This window comes from Streptomyces sp. VRA16 Mangrove soil (genome assembly GCF_017377775.1).
Taxonomy (GTDB): domain Bacteria; phylum Actinomycetota; class Actinomycetes; order Streptomycetales; family Streptomycetaceae; genus Streptomyces.
On sequence record NZ_JAFVLN010000014.1, the window covers coordinates 135,993 to 158,586 of the forward strand.

The following is a 22,594-nucleotide window of genomic DNA, read 5'->3' on the forward strand; positions in this document are numbered from 1 at the left end:
TGCGGCTGGTGCGGACCGTCGGGGCCGTGGATCACACGGCCCCGGCACCCGTGAGGGCGCGCACCTCGGTCTCCGCGTGCTTGGCCTCGTCCGGCGGTTCGGCCGACGTCACCGTGCCCAGCCAGCCCGCCAGGAAGCCGAGCGGGATGGAGACGAGCCCGGGGTTCTCCAGCGGGAAGTACTGGAAGTCCACGCCGGGGAACAGGGAGGTCGGGCTCCCGGAGACCACCGGCGACAGCAGGACGAGCACGACCGAGGGAACGAGCCCGCCGTACACCGACCACACCGCCCCGCGCGTCGTGAAGTTCCGCCAGAACAGCGAGTAGAGCAGCACCGGCAGATTGGCCGACGCGGCGACGGCGAAGGCCAGGCCGACCAGGAACGCGACGTTGAGATCGCGCGCGAGCAGCCCGAGCCCGATCGCGAGCACGCCGATCCCGGCCGCGGCGATCCGCGCCACCGACACCTCGCTGCGCTCCTTGCCCACGGGCCTGCCCGAGCTGTCGCGGCGGCGGAGCGACGCGTACAGATCGTGCGCCACGGACGCCGAGGAGGCCAGCGTGATCCCGGCGACGACGGCGAGGATGGTGGCGAAGGCGACCGCGGCGACACACGCGAACAGCACGGTGCCTCCCGTGGAGTCCGCACCGCCGCCCAGGTCGAGGGCGAGCAGCGGAACCGCCGTGTTCCCCGCGGCATTTGAGCCCCGTACGGCGTCGGAGCCGACGATGGCGGCCGCGCCGAAGCCCAGCACGATCGTCATCAGGTAGAAGCTGCCGATGAGGCCGATGGACCAGATGACCGAGCGGCGTGCGGCCCGCGCGGTCGGCACCGTGTAGAAGCGCGACAGGATGTGCGGGAGTCCCGCCGTGCCGAGCACGAGCGCCAGGCCCAGGCTGATGAAGTCGAAGCGCGCGGTCCAGCTTCCGCCGTACTTCAACCCGGGCACCAGGAAGTCGGAGCCGTGCCCGCTGCGCGCCGCGGCCGAACGCAGCAGCTGGTCGAAGTCGCCGTGGAAGCGTGCCAGGACGAGCACCGTCAGGGTGATCGCCCCGCCCATGAGCAGGACGGCCTTCACGATCTGGATCCAGGTGGTGGCCCGCATCCCTCCCATCGACACATAGATCACCATGAGCGCGCCCACGCCGACGACGGTCCATGACTGCGCGGCTCCGCTCTTCCCACCGAGCAGCAGCGCGACCAGGCTTCCCGCGCCCACCATCTGCGCCACCAGATAGAGAACGGACACGGTGACCGAGGAAGTTCCCGCGGCGATGCGCACGGGACGCTCCCGCATCCGTGCCGCCACGACGTCGGCGAGCGTGAACCGGCCGCAGTTGCGCACCAGTTCGGCGACCAGGAAGAGGACGACGAGCCAGGCCACGAGGAAGCCCACGGAGTAGAGCAGCCCGTCGTACCCGAAGAGCGCGATGACGCCCGAGATGCCGAGGAAGGAGGCGGCGGACATGTAGTCGCCCGCGATGGCAAAACCGTTCTCCATGGGCGAGAACAGCCGGCCGCCCGCGTAGAACTCCTCCGCCGATCCGTGCCGGTTGCGGCTCACCCACGTCGTGATCGCGAGCGTCACCGCCACGAACGCGCTGAACAGCACCAGCGCCAGGGTCTGATGCATGCCGGTCACCACTGGCCGCCCTCGCTCCGAGCCGAACCGTTCATGCGCGCGGGCGTGGTGATGCCGCGTGTCATCTCCTGGGTGTCCCACCGAAGTTCGAGCGCGGCACGGTCGCGGCGCAGCCGCGCATGACGCGCGTACAGCCACGTCAGCAAGAAGGTGCTGGCGAACTGGCCGAGCCCGGCCACCATCGCCACGTTCACCGCGCCCGAGACCGGGCGGGCCATCAGTTCCGGCGCGGTCGTGGCAGCCACCACGTACGCGACGTACCAGGTGAAGAAGACCGCGACCGCGGGAACGACGAACCTCCGGTAGCGTCCGCGCACTTCCTGGAAGGCGTCGCTGCGCTGCACCTCCAAATAGATGCCCGCCGCGCTCCGCTGCCTCGGTACGGGCCGGGCGGGCGCGGCGGGCGCCGGTGCGCCCGTGCCGTCCAACTCGCCCCATCCCGAGGCCAGCGCGTCGTGCCAGGGATCGCTGATGCCACCACGATCTCCGGCCCGGGGCTGCGCCGTCTCGCGCCCGTCTTGCTTCTCCACCGAACTCTCCTTGTCCGCGGCCCACGTCGGCCGCGTGCCAAGGATGGACAGAACGGGAAGATCCCGGACTCAGCTCACAAGTCCTTCACCCCATTAGGTGATGGCGCGGGGGTGAGGTCCTGCGCTCAGGCCCCCGGTCGTCCACTCGAAGGGTGACCTCCGGGGGCTCCGGGGCCTTCTGGGGCGGGCGGAGCGGAACGACGGGCCCGGGTCGTGGCTCAGGACAGCGTCGACCCCGGCGGCTTCGCGAGCCCGTGCCGGTAGGCGTAACGCACCGCCTGCGCGCGGTCCTTGAGCCCGGTCTTCGCGAACAGGTTGTTGATGTGGGTCTTCACCGTCGCCGTAGAGACGTGGAGCTCCCGGGCGATCTCCTGGTTCGTCAGACCGTCGGCGATCAGCCCGAGGACCTCGGCCTCCCGCGCCGTCAGTCCGTCCGGCGGCTCCTTCGGCTCGGGCGTCACGGCGGGAGCGGGCTGCGAGAGTCTCTCCAGCAGTCTCCGCTGGATCTTCGGGGAGAGCCCGGCGTCGCCGGACAGCACGTCCTCGACGGCCCGCACGATCTCTTCCCCACCGGCGTCCTTCGTGAGATAGCCCCGCGCGCCCGCCGTGAGGGCCGGGAACAACGACTCGTCGTCCGCGTAGGTGGTCAGCACGACCACCTGGGTGCCCGGGTACTCGGCCCTGATCCGCCTGGTCGCCTCGACCCCGTCGCAGCGCGGCATGCGCAGGTCCATCAGGACGACGTCCGGCGCCAGTTCGGCCACGAGCGCCACCGCTTCCTCGCCATCTCCCCCGGAGCCGACCACCTCGATCCCGGGCAGCAGCCCGAGCAGCATCACGATGCCTTCCCGCACCACCGTCTGGTCGTCCACCACCACGACCCGGGCCGCCGGCCTGCTCCCGCTCCCCGCCCCTTCCGTCCCGCTCATACGGGAACCTTCAACGTGACCACAAACCCCTCCTCGTACGGCCCGGCATCGAGCGTGCCACCCAACAACTCGGCGCGCTCCCTCATCCCCAACAGACCGTAACCGGAACCACTGACAGTGAGCTCCTCGTGAGGCCGGGACGCCCCCGAATCCCGTATTTCCAGGGTCACTTCGGTCGGCCGGTACTCCAGCCGCATCGCCGTCTTCGCGCCGGGCGCGTGCTTGCGTACGTTCGTCAGGGCTTCCTGCGCGACTCTGCGCACCGCCTGGGACGCCTCCACCGTGAGCGGTCTGCGCTCGCCCTCTACCGTGAGCGTGGCCCCGTCCGCGGACCCGGTCAGCTCCTTCAGGAAGTCCTCCAGCGGCGTCATCTCGCCACGCAGCGCCGACAGGGCCTGCCGGGTCTCCGAGAGCCCGTCACGGGCCATGCCGCGGGCCGCGACGACCCGGTCCAGGATCTGCTCCCGGTCGGCGCCGCGCTCGATCAGCAGCCGGGCCGCCTCGAGGTGCACGAGCTGCGCGGAGAGGCTGTGGGCGAGCACGTCGTGGATCTCGCGGGCGATCCTGGAGCGCTCGGCGAGCGCCGCCGACTCGGCCTCCGCGACCCGTGCGGCACGCTCCTGGACGAGCAGTCGCTGGGCGTTGCCCCGGGCTTCCGCGTCGAGGCGCAGGACGTACCCGGACAGGCACAGTCCGATGGCGATGGCCGCGGTGGTCAGCCACGGGTCGTCGTTGTCGATCGCGAACCCGGTCAGGGCGACCGCGAGCAGGGGCACTCCCGCCACGAGCGGCATGCGCTCGATGGCCGTGACGGCACAGCCGCACCACAGCACGGAGGCCGGCCCGAAGAATCCCGCGTGCTGGGCCAGCACCGCCACACAGAGCAGGAAGCCGAGCAGCCCCACCGAGGGCCACAGCCGGTGACGGAGGGTGGTGTGGAAGAACGCCCAGGCGGCGGCTCCACAGGCGAGCAGGACAACCGGGGCGACCACCAGCGTCCAGTCCTGGACGTCCCGCTGGGTGACCACGGTCCACACCAGGATCCCGAGCAGGGTCACCCGTACGGCCCTGGTGAGCAGGCGCCGGGCGCGGGTCAGGCCCTCACGGGAGAGGGCCTCCCGTGAAGGCCATTCCGTCCAGTTCCTGCGGATCACCTGTGGTCCTCCCACACGGGCTGCGCGACAGGACCAACGTACGCCGAACGCTCACGGTCGGCCCTGAGCATCAGCAGTCCCGAGCGGACCAGGAGGGAGACGGCGAAGCCCAGCATCAGGCTGGAGCTTCCGAGGTGGATGCCCACGGCCAGGCCGATCCCGAGGATGCCCGCACGGGTCGCGATCCCGGCCAGCCAGGTGCCGACCGTCGCGGCCGTGCCCTTGGTCCAGGCATCGCCCTGCTCGTCGACCCACAACCGTGTGGTGTACGCCCAGCCGACTCCGATGCCGGCGCTGACGAGCAGGCCGACGGCGAGCAGGACGACGGATCCGGTCGTGTGGTGCGGGTCGGTCAGGGAGCCGTTCCGGACCGCGACGACGCCGAGGATCACGGGCAGCACCCACCATTTGCGGTCGGCCGCGAGCCGCTCGGTCCTGAACTGGCGGACGAGGACGAGGGCCACGACAACGACGATCGTCAGCGCGGTGGCGGCTGCGGACATGACGGCCTCCGTAAAGCATGGTGAGCGGATGGGTTCAACGCTCTGGACGCTACGGAAATCGGCAGGTCAGGAGATCGGAGCGGGGGTGGATCGAGGGTGGAAAAGGGCTCTCCACCCGGGGGTGGAGAGCCCTTCTGGGAGCGCTTGTCGCACGGCCCGGCGGCCCTGCGCTACGCGTCGATGCGCGACCGGTCGAGGGTCGCCGCGGAGCTGGAGATGAACTCCTTGCGCGGTGCCACGTCGTTGCCCATCAGCAGATCGAAGACCTGCTCCGCGGCCTCCAGCTCGCCGATGTTGATGCGGCGCAGGGTGCGGAACCGCGGGTCCATCGTGGTCTCGGCCAGCTGGTCGGCATCCATCTCGCCCAGACCCTTGTAGCGCTGGATGGAGTCCTTGTAGCGGACGCCCTTGCGCTGGAACTCGAGCAGCGTCTCGCGCAGCTCACGGTCCGAGTAGGTGTAGACGTACTTGTCCTGGCCCTTCTTCGGCTGGACCAGCTCGATGCGGTGCAGCGGCGGCACGGCGGCGAAGACGCGGCCGGCCTCGATCATCGGCCGCATGTAGCGCTGGAACAGCGTCAGCAGCAGGGTACGGATGTGTGCGCCGTCGACGTCGGCGTCGACGAGCAGGATGATCTTGCCGTAGCGCGCCGCGTCGATGTCGAAGGTCCGGCCGGACCCGGCTCCTATGACCTGGATGATCGCGCCGCACTCGACGTTCTTCAGCATGTCCGACACGGACGACTTCTGAACGTTGAGGATCTTGCCGCGGATCGGCAGGAGCGCCTGGAACTCGGAGTTCCGGGCGAGCTTTGCGGTGCCGAGCGCCGAGTCGCCCTCGACGATGAACAGCTCGCTGCGCTCGACGTCGTCGCTGCGGCAGTCCGCGAGCTTCGCGGGCAGCGACGACGATTCCAGGGCCGTCTTGCGGCGCTGCGCGTCCTTGTGCTGGCGGGCGGCGATGCGCGTACGGGCCGCGGCGACGGCCTTCTCCATGACGGCACGGGCCTGCGCCTTGGCGTCGCGCTTGGTGGACGTCAGGAACGCCTTGAGTTCTTTGGCGATCACGTTGGCGACGATGCGGTTGGCCGCGGAGGTACCGAGGACCTCCTTGGTCTGGCCCTCGAACTGCGGCTCCGCGAGGCGGACCGTGACGACGGCCGTGAGGCCCTCAAGGGCGTCGTCCTTGACGATGTCGTCCTCGGCGACGCGCAGCAGCTTCTGGGAGCGCAGCACCTCGTTCATCGTCTTCGTGAGCGAGCGTTCGAAGCCGGTGACGTGGGTGCCACCCTTGGGGGTGGCGATGATGTTCACGAACGACCTGACGGTCGTGTCGTAGCCGGTGCCCCAGCGCAGCGCGACGTCGACGCCGAGCTCGCGCTGGACCTCGGTCGGCGTCATCTGGCCGTGCTCGTCGAGCACCGGGACGGTCTCCTTGAAGGTGCCCGACCCGGTCAAGCGGAGGACGTCGCAGACCGCCTTGTCCTGCGCCAGGTACTCGCAGAACTCGCTGATGCCGCCGTCGAAGCGGAAGGATTCCTCGCCCTTGCTGCCGCCCTCGCCCAGGCCGAACTCGTCCCGTACGACGATGGTCAGGCCCGGCACCAGGAACGCGGTCTGGCGGGCGCGCTGGTGCAACGTCTCCAGGGAGAGCTTGGCGTCCTTGAGGAAGATCTGGCGGTCCGCCCAGTAGCGCACGCGCGTGCCCTGGCGGGCCTTCGGGACCTTCTTGGTCTTGCTCAGTCGTGCCGCGGGGTCGAACGGCGCGTCGGGACCGGGCTTGGAGAAGGCGCCCGGGACGCCGCGCCGGAAGCTGATCGCGTGCGTGTGCCCGCCGCGGTCCACCTCGACGTCGAGACGCGCCGACAGCGCGTTCACCACGGAGGCGCCCACGCCGTGCAGACCGCCGGAGGCCGCGTACGAGCCGCCGCCGAACTTGCCGCCCGCGTGGAGCTTGGTCATGACGACCTCGACTCCGGACAGGCCGGTCTTGGGCTCCACGTCCACGGGGATGCCGCGGCCGTTGTCCCGCACCTCGACGGAGGCGTCGTCGTGCAGGATCACCTCGATGTTGTCGCAGTAACCACCGAGGGCCTCGTCGACGGAGTTGTCGATGATCTCCCAGAGGCAGTGCATGAGACCGCGGCTGTCGGTCGAGCCGATGTACATGCCCGGACGCTTGCGTACGGCCTCGAGCCCCTCGAGAACGAGAAGGTGCCGCGCGGTGTAGTTGGAACCGTCCCGGTCTGCTCCGGTCAGCAGCGCTGTGGACGGCACGGACGTTTCGGCGGTCACGCGGTTCGCTCCTCGCTGAATTTCAAATGAGGCCCTTGTGGGTAAAGGGCCGGCGTCGGTCGCCGCTCAGAGGGTACCGAGGCCTGGTAGAGCCGTTGTCACGCCACCCTCACCTCAGCCCAGACTAGTCCAAGGTCGCATGCGTGTTCGATCCCTCGATGGAGTGAAGCACACATCACGTTCCCTTCCAGGCATGAACCATTTAGGCTCCGGGCACGTCCTCATGAACAACCGGCAGCCCGCCGGGGAGGACCGACCTGACAGAACGCGCGAACCCGTAAGACACGTAAGAGACGCAATACGGCACATTCGCCGCCACCCGGCAGCACCTGGCCGGCCTCGAAGAAAATTTTCGAGGAAAAGCCGCGAGCGGGAACGTTTTCGGCCTGGTTGGATGTTGACCCTGGTACGACAGCTCGTCGAGCTAGAGAAGAGGCGACGTGACTACTGTTCTGACCCCCGCGAGCCCGCTGACGGCCGCTGACCGCTGTGACCGTTGCGGCGCCCAGGCATATCTGCGCGTCGTTCTCATCAGCGGTGGTGAACTGCTCTTCTGCGCCCACCACGGTCGCAAGTTCGAGCCGGAACTCAAGAAGATCGCCGCTGAGATACAGGACGAGACGGAGCGGCTCACCGCCGTTCCGGCAAGCGCCGAGACCGAGGAACGCTGACGCCTCGCACCCACGACGAGCCAGCTCCGGCATCAGGCCGGTGATCGGGCGGTCACTCCCCACCCAGGAGTGACCGCCCGTCCTCGTATCCGCACGCGGTGTCAGCCGTGCCGCGTCAGCACACGCAGCACGTCAGAGACCCGCGTGTAGACACCCGGACTCCCCGCGCGCCCACAACCGCTCCCCCAGGACACCAGGCCGATCAGCTTGCCCCGGGCCACCAGCGGGCCGCCGCTGTCCCCCTGGCAGGCGTCCTTACCGCCGCCCAGCTCTCCCGCGCAGAGCATCGAGGACGACAGGTACATCCCGTCCGAGCTGCCCGGGTAGGCCTCCTGGCACACGGCGTCGGGAAGCACCCGGACGCGCGCCGCGCGCAGCACGCGCGCGTAGTCACCGGCGCCCGTCGTGTCGCCCCACCCGTAGACGGCGGCCCCCGTGCCGGGCGCATAGGCGACGTCGCCCCCGTCCGCCATCGGGAGCACGTATCCCCCTGGCAGCGGTGTCGCCAGTGTGAGGACCGCCACATCGCCGGAGTTCGTGTAGCTGTCGTACTCGGGGTTGACCCACGTCCTCCTGACCGGAATCTCCGCGCCGTCGTCCGCCTGCAGGTCGCTGCGCCCGGCGATCACCTTGAGGTCGCCCACCTCGCCGCCCGCCACCCCGAGCACGTCCTCGCTCAGACAGTGCGCCGCCGTGAGGACCGTGGACCGTCCGACGACCACTCCCCCGCAGAACTGTCCGGCGCGGGTACCCCCGAACCGGTCACGGCTGGAGAGGGCCACCGCCCACGGGCTGTCGGCGGCCCGGACCTGGTGGCCGCCGATGACCCCGCTGTCGGCGGCCACCGATCCCGCCGCGGACAGGGGCAGCACCGCCGCGGCGGTCAGTACGGCCAGCGGAGCGGTCAGCGCTCTCGCGAAAGGACGACGCATGCGGTCTCCTCACTCTGGGTTGCTGTGGCACACCCAGAGTGATCCAGTCGGGCGCCGCACGCACCGCGAGGATCTGCTCACAGCCGCGCACACGGAAGGCCCGGCACTTCCCCTTAGGCGGGGTGGTGCCGGGCCTTCTGCGGGCCGTACAGGAGCCTGTGACTAGTCGAGGTAGTCGCGCAGGACCTGGGAGCGCGACGGGTGGCGCAGCTTCGACATCGTCTTGGACTCGATCTGGCGGATGCGCTCACGCGTGACGCCGTAGACCTTGCCGATCTCGTCGAGGGTCTTCGGCTGACCGTCGGTGAGACCGAACCGCATGGAGACGACGCCAGCCTCGCGCTCGGACAGGGTGTCGAGCACGGAGTGCAGCTGCTCCTGGAGAAGCGTGAAGCTGACGGCGTCGGCCGGGACGACAGCCTCGGAGTCCTCGATGAGGTCACCGAACTCGCTGTCACCGTCCTCGCCCAGCGGGGTGTGCAGGGAGATGGGCTCGCGACCGTACTTCTGGACCTCGATGACCTTCTCGGGGGTCATGTCGAGTTCCTTGGCCAGCTCCTCCGGGGTGGGCTCGCGGCCCAGGTCCTGAAGCATCTGGCGCTGCACGCGCGCGAGCTTGTTGATGACCTCGACCATGTGCACCGGGATACGGATGGTGCGGGCCTGGTCGGCCATGGCGCGGGTGATCGCCTGACGGATCCACCAGGTGGCGTACGTGGAGAACTTGTAGCCCTTGGTGTAGTCGAACTTCTCGACCGCGCGGATCAGACCGAGGTTGCCCTCCTGGATGAGGTCCAGGAAGAGCATGCCGCGGCCGGTGTAGCGCTTGGCCAGGGAGACCACCAGGCGGAGGTTGGCCTCCAGGAGGTGGTTCTTGGCGCGGCGGCCGTCCTCGGCGATGATCTCCAGCTCACGCTTGAGCTTGGGGGCGAGCTTGTCGGCGTTGGCCAGCTTGTCCTCGGCGAACAGACCAGCCTCGATGCGCTTGGCGAGCTCGACCTCCTGCTCGGCGTTGAGCAGCGGGACCTTACCGATCTGCTTCAGGTAGTCCTTGACCGGGTCGGCGGTGGCGCCGGCGGCGGCGACCTGCTGCGCAGGCGCGTCGTCCTCGTCCTCGTCGGACAGCACGAAGCCCTGGCCCTCGGGGGTCTCCTCGTCGCCACCCTTGGCCGTGGCGGGAGTCTCCTCGGTCGCCTCGTCGTCAAGAAGGTCGTCGTCCTTCTTGCCGGCCGTCTTCTTCGCGGCGGTCTTCTTGGCGACCGTCTTCTTGGCGGTGGCCTTCTTGGCGGTGGTCTTCTTGGCCGCGGCCTTCTTGGCGGGCGCGGCTTCGTCTGCGGCGGCCTCGGTGGTCGTCGACTCGGGCGCGGTGGTCGCGGCGACCCGCTTGGCGGTGACCGTCTTGGCCGCGACCGTCTTGGTTGCGGTGCGCTTGACCGGACTCTTGGCTGCGACGCTCTTTCGGGGACGCTTGGGCTCAGCGGCACTGACCATCAGCGTCACACCCTCTTCCTCGAGGATCTGGTTGAGGCTGCGCAGAACGTTCTTCCACTGAGTGGCCGGAATCTGGTCGGCTTCGAACGCACGGCGTACGTCATCGCCGGCGATCTGGCCATCAGCCTTTCCCCGCTCAATGAGCGCCATGACAGAGACGGACTCGGCGATCTCCGGCGGGAGCGTACGGGATGTGCTGGCCGACACGAACAACCTCTCGGAACGTTGGAAAACGGCTTCCGGCCCCGTCCTGTGTGGACCGGAGCCGACGACCGCCGACTTGGGGATGGGCCGACGGCGCGGGCGGGGGCCGGGGAGATGCACAGCACCGCGAGCGGTCGCTGTATTCCCTCCTCGGCCGTCACCTCTTAGGTCATCGCGTTGCCCCGGGGAGCGTTACGCCCAATCTGCGTGGCCCGAGTCACACCCCGTAAGTGGTCAAAAACTAACCGATACGGACAGACGCGGTCACCTCGCGAGCTCCTGCAGACACTCGACGAACCCGGGCAACGGTCTCCGACGGACCCCTGACGACCGAGTCGCCGGATGGTTCCCACCTACACATGCGCGTGCACGCGTGGTGGGACCTTCCGGCGACGTCCGGTTCGCACTCCCTCGCCCTGCGGTGTCCCCGGCGGTCAGTGCTCGCGCGGGGCCGGCACCACGCGCTCCACCTCGGGGTGGACCGTGAGCAGGTGGCGCATCGCGGTCTCGGCCCCGGAGGCGTCGCCCGCGGCGAGCGCGTCGACGATGCGGCCGTGATGGCCGATCGCCGTCTCGTTCGGCCGGTCACAGCCGGTGACGGGCCCGCCGGAAACCTGGAGAGCGGCGGAGACGATGCCGGAGAGGTGCTCCAGCATCCGGTTACCCGCGAGCTGGATGAGCAGCGCGTGAAACTCGGCATCGGCTCGGGAGAACGTGATCGAGTCCCCCTGCCCCAGGGCGTGCCCCATGATCTCCACCATGTCGGCAAGGCGCTGCTGCAGGTCCTCACGGCCGTGCCCCGCGGCGAGGCGGGCGGCGAGCGGCTCGATCGTCCAGCGCAGCTCGCTCAGCTCGCGCCGCTGGTCGTCGCGCTGCGGCCCGAAGGCGCGCCACTCGATGATGTCCGGGTCCAAGAGGTTCCAGTCGCTGACCGGGCGTACGCGCGTGCCGACGTTCGGCCGGGCGCTGACCAGGCCCTTCGCCTCCAGGACACGGAGGGACTCGCGGACGACGGTGCGGGACACCTCGAAACGCTGCCCGATCTCCTCGGGCACCAGCGGGCGGTCGGCGCCCAGGTCACCGGAGACGATCATCTGCCCCAGCTGCTGGACGAGTTGACCGTGCAGACCGCGACCGCGGTTGCCCGCGGTGCGCCGGCCGACGCGGCCCAGTTCCTGGTCCGTGCTGTCCCAGGCAGAGGGGCCGACGCGGTCGGCGGCCGGCTCCGCGTAGGAGTAGCGGTCGAGTTCGCCCGAAGCTGCGAGGCCGGAGTCGGCGGAGCGGGCGGCGGTCATCATGGTGTGCGCAAGGGTACTCACGGAATCTGTTGTCGGCGCCCCTCCCAACTCCCTTGAGGTCTTTGGTGAAAAGCACACGAAAGGGTGATCGCCGCCCTCGCTGCAATTGACGCCTTATCGGAAAGAAATGGGCGTTCCAAGGGGAGTTGTGAGCACCTGGGTACCGGAAGGCTCCGAGTGACCGTCATCGCGCCCTGGGGCGCAGCACCGTGAGCACATATGCGCAGAGCAGCGCGGTGAGCGACAACATCAGGGCGCCTCCCACGGGTTGGGCGACCATGCGCACTCCGGCGGCGACGATGCGCTCCGCACCGAAGGGCCAGTGCAGTAGAGCGAGTTCCCGCAGCCGCGCCGGAAGTCCCGCGGCCGTTCGCACAGACGGTCCCTCCAAGGCCTTTTGTACGAGCGGCACGATGACAATCGGAACGGCCAGTACGGCGGCGAGCCCTGCCGCGGTGGAACGGAAAACTCCGGACGCGAGCACCCCCGCCCAAGCGCATGCGACGACAAGGACGAACCAACTCGCGCTCAGGGAGAGCGAGTCGGCGGGAACTTGAGTGAGCTCCGGTCCGTATACGAGGTGGAGCAGCGCGGCGTCGCAGCCGATGACGAGGGCGGCCATGATCACGGCGGTGGCCGCGCCGACGATCAGTTTGGCCGCGAGCAGCCCCAGGCGGCGGGGGACGGTTCCGCGATCGGCGGCGAGTGCGGGGTGGCGGAACTCGTCACCGAAGGCGAAGGCCCCGAGCAGCCCTGCCCCCAGCGCGGCGGGCGGCAGGGGCAGCTCCCGCGGCCATGCGGCGAGCAGCCGCGGCTGGGGGGTGTGTCCCGCGCGGGCGAGCACCACGGAGAGGAGCGCGGAGACGGCGAGGACGAGCGCCATGGTGATGTACCCGGTGGCGATACCGGTCGCCCGGCGCAGCTCGTAGCGCAGGGGCCGCAGCGGGCTGTGCGCGGGCCGGACGGTGATGGGAGGCGGCAGTCCGGGCAGCGCCGAGGCGGTCCGGGGGCTGTCGGCGGTGCCGCCCGCGCGTTCGTCGACGGAGGCGGTCTCCGCGCCGCGGCTCGGCGGCGCCGTGTCGACAAGCGGCACGAAGGTGCTGGTGGGGCGAACGGGGTCGAGCATGGGCCGCGCCTCGGTGTCCGCGCCCTCCAGAGGCGGGGCCGGTGGAGCCTGGACCGTCGGATCGGGCTCGCCCGGCGGCGGCCCGGCGTCGGCGAGGGGGGTCAGCGCCACCACGAGTCCGGCGTCCCCGGTCTCGTCGGCGAGCTGGTGGACGAGGATCCCATGCCGGTACGCCGTCTCGCCGACGTCCGCGCAACTGCTGCCATAGACCGACAGACGGCTGCCGTCCTCCGTGACCACCTCGACGGAGCGCTTCGCCGTCCGGGCCTCCTTGCTCAGCAGGACCCCGAGCCGCGCGGCGTGCGGGCTGCGGACGGCGACCCGGGGCCGCAGTCTGGTGCGCGCGAAGTCGGCGACCTCCTGGTCCGCGACCACGCGCCCTTCGTCGAGCGTGACGACGCGGTCGGCGGTACGGGCCGCCTCCTTCGGGTCGCCGGTGGTGAACAGCACGGTGCCGCCGACGGCGGCGTGCGCCCGCAGGATCCCGTGCATCCACTTGCTCTCCCGACCCGACAGACCGTCCGCCGGTCCGTCGAGCACGAGCGTGTGCGGGTCCGCGAGCAGCGCGCAGGCCAGGCCGAGCCGGCGGTCCATGCCGCGCGACAGGGTGCCCAGGCGCAGATCGCGCAGGCTCACGAGACCGACGACCTCCAGCACCTCGTCCGCGCGCCGGACGGGGACACCGGCCGCGGAGCAGAGCATGCGCAGCTGGCCGCGGACCGTACGGGCCGGGTGTCCTGGCACATCCCCGAGCAGCACGCCGACTTCGCGCGCCGGATGAGTGATGCGGTGCAGGGGGCGCCCTCTGAAGTACGTGATACCGCGGCCCTGTTGGAGTTCGAGCATCAGCCGCACCACGGTCGTCTTGCCCGCGCCGCGGGCACCGAGCAGGGCTGTCACCCGGCCCGCGGCGGCCTCGAAGGACACGTCGTCGACCGTGGGCGGACGCTCCTTGCGGGCGTTGCTGGTCAGTCCGATGGCCTGGATCATCGCTTCTCTCGCAGGATGGGCGACCGCTCGGCGGCCGGGGCCCGTCCGCCGGTTCCCTGGCCGACGAACCTCGTGGGTACACCAGCAAGATAACGCGACATTTCGCCCATTCCGGGCAAGATGGCGGCCCGGGTGTCCCGAGCCCCGAGCCCGGAACTCAAGCCGCCACAAGGCTCCGCGTCCGCGCGGCGGTCAGACCTCGGGGCGCAGCATCGGCGGGTTGAGCAGCGTGGCGCCGCCGGCGCGGAAAAGCTGGGCGGGACGGCCACCCTGCCGTGTGGTGGTACCACCGGTGGGCACCAGGAAGCCGGGCGTCCCGGTCACCTTGCGATGGAAATTGCGCGGGTCGAGGGCGACACCCCACACCGCCTCGTACACACGACGCAGCTCGCCGACAGTGAACTCCGGCGGGCAGAAGGCCGTGGCCAGCGAGGAGTACTCGATCTTCGAGCGGGCCCGCTCCACCCCGTCCGCCAGGATCTGAGCATGGTCGAAGGCGAGGGGCGCGGCCTGCTCGCCCTCCCGCCCGTACCCGCTCTGGTGCAGCAGCGCTTCCACGGGGGCCCAGCGGGCGCTGTGCGCGTCTCCCCCGGCCCGCGGCGCCGGCAGGTCGGGCGCGAGCGCCAGGTGCGCAACGCTGACCACGCGCATCCGCGGATCCCGCTTCGGGTCGCCGTACGTGGCCAACTGCTCCAGGTGCGCACCATTGTCCTGCGCGGGCACCCCCGGGGCGTGGGCGCACAGGCCCGTCTCCTCGGACAGTTCACGCGCCGCCGCCGCGGTCAGATCCTCGTCGTCCCGCACGAAGCCACCGGGCAAGGCCCAACGCCCTTGAAACGGCGGTTCCCCGCGCCGCACCGCCAGCGCGCACAGGGCGTGCCGCCGCACGGTCAGCACGACCAGGTCGACGGTGACAGCGAAAGGCGGGAAGGCCGACGGGTCGTAGGGCGACATGGAACGATCATAGTCGTCTGGATGACGATAAACACTCCCTTCGTTCACGCTTCCGCGCCGGGTCAGCGGCCCGAAGCGGCCGTGCCCGGGGCCGTCACACGCCCAACTGCAGGGTCTCCGCAGCCTCCTCGACCATCGCGAGCCCCAGTCGGCTGACCCGTACGGAGAAGGCCTGCCCGCCGACGCTCAGCCCCGTCAGCCCCAGTTCCCCGAGCGGGGCACCGCGGACGGGTGACAGCGCCACCGTCCCCGCCGGTACGTCCGGGCGGATACCGGCAAGCGTGGCCAGCAGATGCACCCCGGCGGCCGAGGCGACGGCGGACGGTCTGCAGGCGGCGGGGTGCGGCAGTGGGGCGCCGCCCTCGACGCGCTGCTCCCCCGCGTACATCTCGGGCAGCCGGAAACCGAAGGCTTCCGCCGCCGCCAGGATGCCGCGCAACAAGGACGCCGCCTCCTTCTCGTACCCGGCTGCCGACAGACCCGCGACGGCCACCGCCGTCTCGTGCACCCGCACCGCTCCGGCACGGTGTCCGAACGGGTTGTACAGCGGGCCCTTGGCCTCCAGGGTGCGCAGCCCCCACCCGGAGTCGAGCCCGGGACCGCCGAACAGCCGCGCGAGCTGCTCCGTCTGCACCTTGTCCAGGATCCCCGGTGCGGAGCCCCCGGCGCCGAGCAGCCCGCTGTCGAGCAGGTGCGCGGCGCCGCTGCCGAGGTACGGGACGGGGTGACCGGACGGGGTGCGGGCTGCCGCAGGCCTGCCGCCCCCGCGGTCGTCGACCCAGAAGTCCTCCCGGAAACGGTGTCTCAGTTCCTGCGCCCACTGCCGCAGCTCCATGGCGCCGGGTCTGCCGTACGCGTCGAGGAGGTCCGCGCCGAGCAGCGCCGCACGGTGCGCGTGCGCCTGGGTCTCACAGCGCAGCGGGCCGCCCGGCCCCGGGTCCGGCAAGTAGGGGCCGTCTCCCGCGGCGGTGCGCAGCCACTGCAGACAGCGCTCCGCAGCGGGCAGCAGCTCCGCGATCTCCGGCTCGGCGAGGCCCCAGCGTCTGGCCTCCGCGAGGAGAACCGGGAACAGCAAGGTGGCCTCGATGCCCGTGCAGCTCGGGGGGACCTGGATGCCCGCGTGCCGCAGTGGCCCGGGCAGGCGGCCGAACTCCGGCCCTGGTCCTGTCAGTTGAGTACGGGCGAGCGTGCGCAGCGTGCCGGCGGCCAGTCGAGTGCCGAGGGGAAGGGCCATCCTGGCGGCGGCCAGCGCCTCGGCCGGCGCGAGGCCGCAGCGCCAGGGCGCTCCCGCCGCCAGATGGATGTCCGACGGGTGCTCGGGGTCGCGCACCAGCAGCGCCTGAAGGTCGTCGACGCACGTCCGCAGCAACGGCCCCACCCGCGGGTCGTCGCCGTGCGCCTGGGCCGGGGCGAACGGCCTGACCGCGCTGTGCCCGGCGCCTCTGCCGCCGCTCGCACCGTCCGCACGGATCCTCAGCTCCACGGTGCACACGCCGCCCGGGGCCAGCTCGAACTCCCAGCGCAGGAGTCCGGCGGAGGCGAGCGCGTCCGTGGGCGGCGGGGTCGCCGTGACCACGGCATGGCCGGTGGGCGAAGACCAGCGCAACCCGGCGTCGTGGACCGTCGCGGGAAGTTCCCGCCCGGGGTGCCCGGCGGCCACCGCCCCGAGCTCGGCCAGGTCCGTGCCGAGCGCCACCTCGAGGGGGATGCGCAGCGGTCGCGGCGCGGAGCTGTACAGCGTGATGCGCTCGGTGCCGTCGGCGGTCCGGATCCGCTGGACGACGAGGTCCGGATCGGGGCCTGCGTCGGAGGCCGCCCGTACGGTGGCCACGAAGCGGGCACGGTCGGCGGAGAGCATCCGCGCCTGCACGGCCACCGGCTCCCGGCCGGACACCCGGATCTGGCAGCGGGACAGCACACGGCGCCCCGCGCGGTAGAACCCCTCCAGTCCCTGCGCCGACAGTTGCCCATGGTCCGAGGAGATCGCGAGGCCGGGCAGCGCGACACAGATCAACGACTCGTGTGCGGGCGGAAGTTCACCACTGCGCCGCGGCGGGAGTCCGGACGCCGACACCGGTGCCGGGGTCTGTGCTCCGGCAGTTCTGCCCGAAGTCGCGTCCGGGCGGGCGTGCGGCGCCGGCGGAACAGGCGTCGGACGCACCTCGGTCAGGTCGCGCGCCCTGTCGCCGTGCCGTGTCGGCGGTGGCGCCAACGGCCGTGTCACCTCGGACGTCATGGCCAGACTCCTCCTGCTCCCAATTCCCCTCGGCCGCACCGCCGGTGTCCCGAAGGGCGTACGGCATCCCCCACCGCGCGGACGGCGCCCCGGAGCGTGGAGCCGCCAACCGTGACGATGCTCCGCAGCATCGGCTCCCGCATGGGGCGCCTCCTTTCGCGCGCGGCCGCGCCAGGCACCGGCAAGCCGCCGGACCACTGAAACGGGAGGCGGCGCGGCCCGGCCTGCGCCACCGCTACTCAGGTGAACGGAGCGCCCCCTGCCCAAGTAACGCCACAGCGTCACGAAGGATCGGCATCGGGCCCCGACGGCGGAGCCGGTCACCCCTCGCCCCTGGCGCGCCGCCGCCCGATCCGACGCCGCCCCACGGGCCGACGCACCTCCCGGCCGCCCGTCCTGCCGGGCCTGGTGCCCGCTCCGGAGGACCGCCGCTCGCGCTCGCCCCTGCGACGCAGGGCCGCCTCCAGGCCGCGGGCCGCGCGGGAGACACCGGGGTCGGCCGCGCCACCGGGCACCGCGAGGGCCTGGCCGCGGCGGGCGTCTCCCGAACCCGCGCGGGAAGTGCCCTCGCCGGTCGTCGCGCTCTCGGCGGGCTCACCGGGATCGGTCTCTCGGCTCTCCCGCATCTCGCGCAGTGAACGCCGCACCGGCTCGGGGTCGACACCCTCGGCACGGGCCTGGTTGAGCAATCGGGCGAACTTGTAGTGCGGATCGACGCCGAGCGCCATCTCCAGTGCCTGGTCCGCCTCGACCGTGTCGCCGAGGGACCAGGCCACCCACCCCGCCAGGGTCAACGGGGCCGCGGCGTGCTCGCCGTACCCTCCGACGCAGCGCCTCGCCAGCGCCCGCCACAGGCGCAGGGCCACGACTGCCTCCTCGCCCTCCATCCACTCGGCGGCGCGGTCCCTGGTCATCCTGTCCTGGAGGCCGAGGATCAGTGCGGCGGCCTCGTCGTGCGCCAGGAGTTCGTCGTCCCGCAGGTCCGCGTCCAGCGCGTCGTCGGCGCCCGGGGCGTCCGCGAGACGACGCAGCACGAGGCGCGCAAGATCAAGGGTCTCGGCCTCCACCTCCTCACGCGGCACCCCGGAGAAGATCCGGGGCACGAGCTCCATCGCCGCCGCGTCCAGTGCACGGGTCTGGTCGGCGACGAGAGCCGTCTGCAGCGGGGCCAGTCGCGCCTTCAACTCGGCGACGGACGCCCGCACGTGAATGCCCGCGAACGCGGCCGTCGCCGCCATCACCGAGGTGCCGTCGGCGGCGATGACGCTGCCCTCGGGTGGGCAGCAGTCGGGCCGGGGACAGCAGTAGGACCAGTACCGCCCGCCCGAAAGACACAGCGCCTCGGTCACCGGTACGTCCAGTGCTCCGCATTCCGTCCGCAGCAGTTGGGCAAGCGGCCGCAGGTGCTCGACGACCGTCTGTCCGGGGGCCCAGGCCTGGGCCGGGGCGTCCTGGCAGAGGAAGGCGACCACGCTGTCGGGCCGTCCGTCCCTGCGCTCGCACCCGCCGATCAGACAGTGGGCCAGCTCCTGCGCGACGGCCGGCCAGTCCTCGGGGCGCTCGGGGATGCCGAGCCGCACTCGACCGCCGAACCGTCCCTTGTACAGGGCGACGAGGACGATGCTGTCGTCGGGCCTGAACCCGAGCAAGTACGGGAGCGCCTCCGCGAGTTCACCGGCCGTGCGCAGGGTGATCTTGGCCGCGCCGGTTGCTCCGACGGGCTCGATGTGATTCGTCATGCGACGACCATGCACCGGATGACCAGATTCCGTTTTGGCCTGTGGATAACCTCGATCAGGGACACGACACGAGTTGTCCACAGGTCGGCGGCCTCGTTCGCGCGATGTCAGTGCCATCGGGTTGCATGGGGGCATGAGCAACGAAGATCTGCGGACGGCGGCCGACACCGTGCTCGCCCGCCTCGTCGGAGACCCGAGCGGCACGGCACGGCTGCGCGAGGACCAGTGGCGGGCGATCGAGGCGCTGGTCGCCGAGCACAGACGCGCCCTCGTCGTGCAGCGCACGGGGTGGGGCAAGTCCGCGGTGTACTTCGTCGCGACGGCTCTGCTGCGCGAGCGCGGCAGCGGCCCCACGGTGATCGTCTCCCCTCTGCTCGCGCTGATGCGCAACCAGGTGGAGGCGGCGGAGCGGGCCGGCATCCGGGCCCGGACGATCAACTCGTCGAACACGGAGGAGTGGGACTCCGTCCGCTCCGAGGTGGCCGCAGGCGAGGTGGACGTGCTCCTGGTCAGTCCCGAGCGGCTGAACAACCCCGACTTCCGGGACAACGTACTGCCTCAACTGGCCGCTGCCACCGGGCTGCTGGTGGTCGACGAGGCACACTGCATCTCGGACTGGGGGCACGATTTCCGCCCCGACTACCGACGGCTGCGCACAATGCTGGCCGAGCTGCCGCAGGGCGTCCCCGTCCTGGCCACGACCGCGACGGCCAACGCGCGCGTGACCGCCGACGTCGCCGACCAGCTCGGCACCGGCGGCGGCTCGGACGCGCTCGTGCTGCGCGGCCCGCTCGACCGCGAGAGCCTCAGCCTCGGCGTGCTCCAGCTGCCGGACGCCGCGCACCGGCTGGCCTGGCTGGCCGACCATCTGAACGAGCTGCCGGGGTCCGGGATCATCTACACCCTCACAGTCGCCGCGGCCGAGGAGGTCACAGCGTATCTGCGCCAGTGCGGCCACGTCGTGACCTCGTACACCGGCAAGACAGAGAACGCGGACCGGCAGCAGGCGGAGGAGGACCTACTGGCGAACCGGGTGAAGGCCCTGGTCGCGACCTCCGCGCTCGGCATGGGGTTCGACAAGCCCGACCTCGGCTTCGTCGTCCACCTCGGTTCCCCTTCGTCACCGATCGCGTACTACCAGCAGGTGGGACGTGCGGGCCGCGGTGTCGAGCACGCGGAGGTGTTGTTGCTGCCCGGCAAGGAGGACGAGGCGATCTGGCGCTACTTCGCCTCGCTCGCCTTCCCGCCGGAGGACCAGGTGCGCCGCACCCTGGACGTGCTGGCGCAGTCCGACCGGCCGCTGTCGCTTCCCGCGCTCGAGCCTCTGGTGGAGCTGCGCCGCTCGCGCCTCGAGACGATGCTCAAGGTCCTGGACGTGGACGGCGCCGTGCACCGTGTGAAGGGCGGCTGGATCGCCACCGGTCAGCCCTGGGTGTACGACACCGAGCGCTATGCCTGGGTCGCCAAGCAGCGGGAGGCCGAGCAGCAGGCGATGCGCGAGTACGCGACGGCGACCGGCTGCCGGATGGAGTTCCTGCGCCGCCAGCTGGACGACGAGGAGGCCGCGCCGTGCGGGCGGTGCGACAACTGCACGGAGCCGCGATTCGACATCTCCGTCTCGCCGCAGGCGCTGAACTCCGCGCGCGGAGAGCTAGGGCGTCCCGGTGTGGAGGTCGAGCCCCGCAAGATGTGGCCCACGGGGCTCGGCGCGGTGGGCATCGACCTCAAGGGACGTATCCCCGCCGGCGAACAGGCGGGGACGGGGCGGGCGCTGGGCCGTCTTTCGGACATCGGCTGGGGCAACCGGCTGCGTCCCATGCTTGCTCCGCAGGCCCCGGACGGACCGGTGCCCGACGATGTGGCGCGGGCCGTCGTGGAGGTCCTGGCGGACTGGGCCAAGGGCCCCGGCGGCTGGGCGTCAGGAGGCGCCGACGCGCAGCCACGCCCGGCGGGTGTCGTCACGATGGCCTCGCACACCCGCCCGCAGCTCATCGAGTCGCTGGGCGCCGGCATCGCCCAGGTCGGCCGGATGCCGCTGCTGGGGCGCGTCGAATACGCCCCGGGGAGCGACACCGCGCACATCTCGCGGAGCAACAGCGCACAGCGGCTGCGCGCGCTCGACGGCACGCTGACGCTGCCGCCCGAGCTGGCCGAGGCGCTGTCCCGCGCGGGTGGCCCGGTCCTGCTCGTGGACGATTTCACGGAGACGGGCTGGACCCTGGCAATGGCCACCCGGCTGCTGCGCCGTGCGGGAGCCGAGGGGGTGTTGCCGCTGGTCCTCGCGGTACAGGGCTGACCGGGGCATCGATCGTCCGACCATTGGGCAGGGATATTGGTGACGCATCGCCAGATACCGGTCCCCGGCCTCAATTGCTCGTTGCCGTGCGCCAGTACGACGGGAAGAATTGGAGCCGCTCCCCGCGCGGCTCCCCCGTGGTCCGGATAGAGCTGTGCCGCGGTGCGCTCCCCCAGTCCGACCCCGCCTGCCCTGCGTGGTGGCGTGTAGCCGAAGGGAGGATCGTGACCTTCGGATTCGCTCCGTCCTCGGCGGCATCGACGTCCATGTCCTCGATGCGCTCCGAGAGGTCCGCAGACTCCGTCAACCGACCGACCAGGCTGCTGGAACCCGCGGAGTGGGCGGCAGCCGGAATCCCGCTGCTGCGCAATCCTCGCGAGGTGGTCAGCGGCCTGCACACCCGTCACCGACCGATTCCGCGCACCGCCGTCGTGGCGGTGCTCGATCCGGAGGAACGGCTGCGGGCGAGCGCCTCGTTCACGCGCCGCGAGAGCGCCATGGACGGCTGGACGTTCCGTAACGCCCTGCTCTCCCAGCTGCGCCGGGTCATCCCGCACGACCTGCGTCGGCGTACCCCGGTCCGCACGGCTGTCCTGCTCTACTGCCGCGAGGGGGACACCCGGTGGACCGAGGAGGACGGTGCGTGGATGTGGGGGCTGCGCGACGCCTGCACCTTGCACGGGCTGCGCTGCGGGGCGTACATCACGATGACGCGCGACGGCTGGCAGGTGCTCGGCGAGGACCGTGGCGGTCGCCGCCCCAGCGTCGGGTCCGTGGCCGAGGTGCTCGGCGGCGGCGAGCAGTCCGCGCCCCGTACCGGCGGCGCCGCGACGGAGATGCTCCGCCGCGCGGCGGCTCGCTGAACCGCGCGACCACGGCCGCGCACCGGCCTGCCGGGCTCCCCGGCCACCGTCGGACGACGGTGCGGGCAGCCGGCAAGCTGTGCGTCAGACCCCGGCGCCCAGCAGTGAGTTGATGCGCTGCGGGTCGCCGCAGACGATCAGCAGGGCACCGGCCCGGCCGAGCGCGATCGGCAGCGCCGTGGCGGCCGTCTCATCGGCGCCGCCGTTCAGGGCGACGACGACCACAGGACGTGCCGCGGCACGGTCCAGGGCGGAGGCATCGGCGTAGAAGACGTCGTCGCCCGCGTCGTGCTGCGCCCAGTAGGCGGTGTCACCGAAGGACAGCTCGTGCGCAGCCCACGGGTGGGGGTCGCCCGTGGTGATCACCAGCACCTCGCCCGGCGCGCGGCCGGTGTCGAGCAGCAGGTCGACGGCTTCCTCCGCGGCGTCCAGCGCACCGTCGGCCGAGGCCGGGATGAGCTGGATCTGCGGCTGGGCGGCCGAAGTCGAAGGCGTGGCGGGGCCGTTCGGCCCCGGCGTGGGGGCCCCTACCGACTCGCGCGGGGTGCGCTGCGCGGGCGGCGTGGGCCTTGCGGGACCCGGACGACCGGGTCGCGACGGCGCCGCGGGACGCGGGCCGGGAACAGGACGGGGGGTCGGCGCGGTGCGGCTGCTGGCCGGCGTGACGCGGGGACCCTGGGCGCTCTCGTGAATCTGAGGCTCCTCGGGAATGAGAGGCATGGGTTGATATCTATCAAACGCA

Annotated in this window: 17 protein-coding genes; 3 read left to right on the plus strand and 14 right to left on the minus strand. The window is 71.4% G+C overall.

The genetic code is table 11. From position 1 onward, the window contains the following. Positions 1–31: 31 nt before the first annotated feature. The 6 genes from J3486_RS31560 to J3486_RS31585 all read right to left on the minus strand — a co-directional run bounded on the left by J3486_RS31560 (position 32) and on the right by J3486_RS31585 (position 7,052). On the minus strand, positions 32–1,642 hold the full coding sequence (locus J3486_RS31560; protein ID WP_207826476.1) for a cation acetate symporter: 1,611 nt from the start codon (positions 1,640–1,642) through the stop codon (positions 32–34). Next, positions 1,639–2,172, minus strand: coding sequence for a DUF485 domain-containing protein (locus J3486_RS31565; RefSeq protein ID WP_207826477.1), 534 nt, complete (start codon positions 2,170–2,172; stop codon positions 1,639–1,641). The genes J3486_RS31560 and J3486_RS31565 overlap by 4 nt, the downstream gene beginning before the upstream one ends. 218 nt (positions 2,173–2,390) lie before the next feature. Further along, positions 2,391–3,101 (minus strand): response regulator transcription factor, encoded by a 711-nt coding sequence (locus J3486_RS31570; RefSeq protein WP_207826489.1) that lies wholly within the window; start codon positions 3,099–3,101, stop codon positions 2,391–2,393. Continuing rightward, positions 3,098–4,255: a sensor histidine kinase gene (locus J3486_RS31575; protein ID WP_207826490.1), complete on the minus strand. Its 1,158-nt coding sequence runs from the start codon at positions 4,253–4,255 to the stop codon at positions 3,098–3,100. The genes J3486_RS31570 and J3486_RS31575 overlap by 4 nt, the downstream gene beginning before the upstream one ends. Beyond that, positions 4,252–4,758: a DUF1453 domain-containing protein gene (locus tag J3486_RS31580; RefSeq protein ID WP_207826491.1), complete on the minus strand. Its 507-nt coding sequence runs from the start codon at positions 4,756–4,758 to the stop codon at positions 4,252–4,254. Before J3486_RS31580 ends, J3486_RS31575 begins: the two co-directional genes overlap by 4 nt. Positions 4,759–4,928: 170 nt before the next feature. After that, entirely contained in the window at positions 4,929–7,052 is a 2,124-nt protein-coding gene (locus J3486_RS31585; RefSeq protein WP_207826493.1) for a type IIA DNA topoisomerase subunit B, read from the minus strand. Positions 7,053–7,492: 440 nt separating this feature from the next. Between J3486_RS31585 and J3486_RS31590 the strand changes: the two genes are divergently transcribed. Further along, on the plus strand, positions 7,493–7,723 hold the full coding sequence (locus tag J3486_RS31590) for a hypothetical protein (protein WP_207826496.1): 231 nt from the start codon (positions 7,493–7,495) through the stop codon (positions 7,721–7,723). Positions 7,724–7,824: 101 nt separating this feature from the next. On the opposite strand, the gene J3486_RS31595 is transcribed toward J3486_RS31590, so the two are convergent. The 7 genes from J3486_RS31595 to J3486_RS31625 form a co-directional block, all read right to left on the minus strand. Next, on the minus strand, positions 7,825–8,655 hold the full coding sequence (locus tag J3486_RS31595) for a trypsin-like serine protease (protein ID WP_207826497.1): 831 nt from the start codon (positions 8,653–8,655) through the stop codon (positions 7,825–7,827). A 162-nt stretch (positions 8,656–8,817) separates the two neighbouring features. Beyond that, complete coding sequence (locus J3486_RS44445) at positions 8,818–10,353, minus strand: RNA polymerase sigma factor (RefSeq protein ID WP_307805014.1); 1,536 nt, start codon at positions 10,351–10,353, stop codon at positions 8,818–8,820. Positions 10,354–10,784: 431 nt separating this feature from the next. Next, positions 10,785–11,669 (minus strand): FadR/GntR family transcriptional regulator, encoded by an 885-nt coding sequence (locus J3486_RS31605; protein WP_207826499.1) that lies wholly within the window; start codon positions 11,667–11,669, stop codon positions 10,785–10,787. A gap of 163 nt (positions 11,670–11,832) precedes the next feature. Beyond that, entirely contained in the window at positions 11,833–13,764 is a 1,932-nt protein-coding gene (locus J3486_RS31610) for an ATP-binding cassette domain-containing protein (RefSeq protein ID WP_207826506.1), read from the minus strand. 192 nt (positions 13,765–13,956) lie between these two features. Next, on the minus strand, positions 13,957–14,718 hold the full coding sequence (locus J3486_RS31615; RefSeq protein WP_207826508.1) for an NUDIX domain-containing protein: 762 nt from the start codon (positions 14,716–14,718) through the stop codon (positions 13,957–13,959). Positions 14,719–14,812: 94 nt separating this feature from the next. After that, positions 14,813–16,954 (minus strand): glycogen debranching N-terminal domain-containing protein, encoded by a 2,142-nt coding sequence (locus tag J3486_RS31620; RefSeq protein WP_229378906.1) that lies wholly within the window; start codon positions 16,952–16,954, stop codon positions 14,813–14,815. Positions 16,955–17,274: 320 nt separating this feature from the next. After that, positions 17,275–18,693 (minus strand): DUF4192 domain-containing protein, encoded by a 1,419-nt coding sequence (locus tag J3486_RS31625; RefSeq protein ID WP_207826510.1) that lies wholly within the window; start codon positions 18,691–18,693, stop codon positions 17,275–17,277. A 133-nt stretch (positions 18,694–18,826) separates the two neighbouring features. Between J3486_RS31625 and J3486_RS31630 the strand changes: the two genes are divergently transcribed. Together J3486_RS31630 and J3486_RS31635 are read left to right on the plus strand one after the other, a co-directional pair. Next, positions 18,827–20,989, plus strand: coding sequence for a RecQ family ATP-dependent DNA helicase (locus J3486_RS31630; protein WP_207826512.1), 2,163 nt, complete (start codon positions 18,827–18,829; stop codon positions 20,987–20,989). A gap of 224 nt (positions 20,990–21,213) precedes the next feature. Continuing rightward, entirely contained in the window at positions 21,214–21,852 is a 639-nt protein-coding gene (locus J3486_RS31635) for a hypothetical protein (RefSeq protein ID WP_207826514.1), read from the plus strand. A gap of 84 nt (positions 21,853–21,936) precedes the next feature. Here the strand turns inward: J3486_RS31635 and J3486_RS31640 are convergent, their stop codons facing one another. Beyond that, positions 21,937–22,572, minus strand: a complete 636-nt coding sequence (locus J3486_RS31640; protein WP_207826516.1) for a hypothetical protein — start codon at positions 22,570–22,572, stop codon at positions 21,937–21,939. Positions 22,573–22,594: the final 22 nt, after the last annotated feature.

Coding starts and splice junctions, on each gene's coding strand:
- J3486_RS31570 (WP_207826489.1), bottom strand. CDS start 3,101: ATGAGCGGGACGGAAGGGGCGGGGAGCGGGAGCAGGCCGGCGGCCCGG.
- J3486_RS31580 (WP_207826491.1), bottom strand. CDS start 4,758: ATGTCCGCAGCCGCCACCGCGCTGACGATCGTCGTTGTCGTGGCCCTC.
- J3486_RS31595 (WP_207826497.1), bottom strand. CDS start 8,655: ATGCGTCGTCCTTTCGCGAGAGCGCTGACCGCTCCGCTGGCCGTACTG.
- J3486_RS31610 (WP_207826506.1), bottom strand. CDS start 13,764: ATGATCCAGGCCATCGGACTGACCAGCAACGCCCGCAAGGAGCGTCCG.
- J3486_RS31615 (WP_207826508.1), bottom strand. CDS start 14,718: ATGTCGCCCTACGACCCGTCGGCCTTCCCGCCTTTCGCTGTCACCGTC.
- J3486_RS31620 (WP_229378906.1), bottom strand. CDS start 16,954: ATGACGTCCGAGGTGACACGGCCGTTGGCGCCACCGCCGACACGGCAC.
- J3486_RS31625 (WP_207826510.1), bottom strand. CDS start 18,693: ATGACGAATCACATCGAGCCCGTCGGAGCAACCGGCGCGGCCAAGATC.
- J3486_RS31630 (WP_207826512.1), top strand. CDS start 18,827: ATGAGCAACGAAGATCTGCGGACGGCGGCCGACACCGTGCTCGCCCGC.
- J3486_RS31640 (WP_207826516.1), bottom strand. CDS start 22,572: ATGCCTCTCATTCCCGAGGAGCCTCAGATTCACGAGAGCGCCCAGGGT.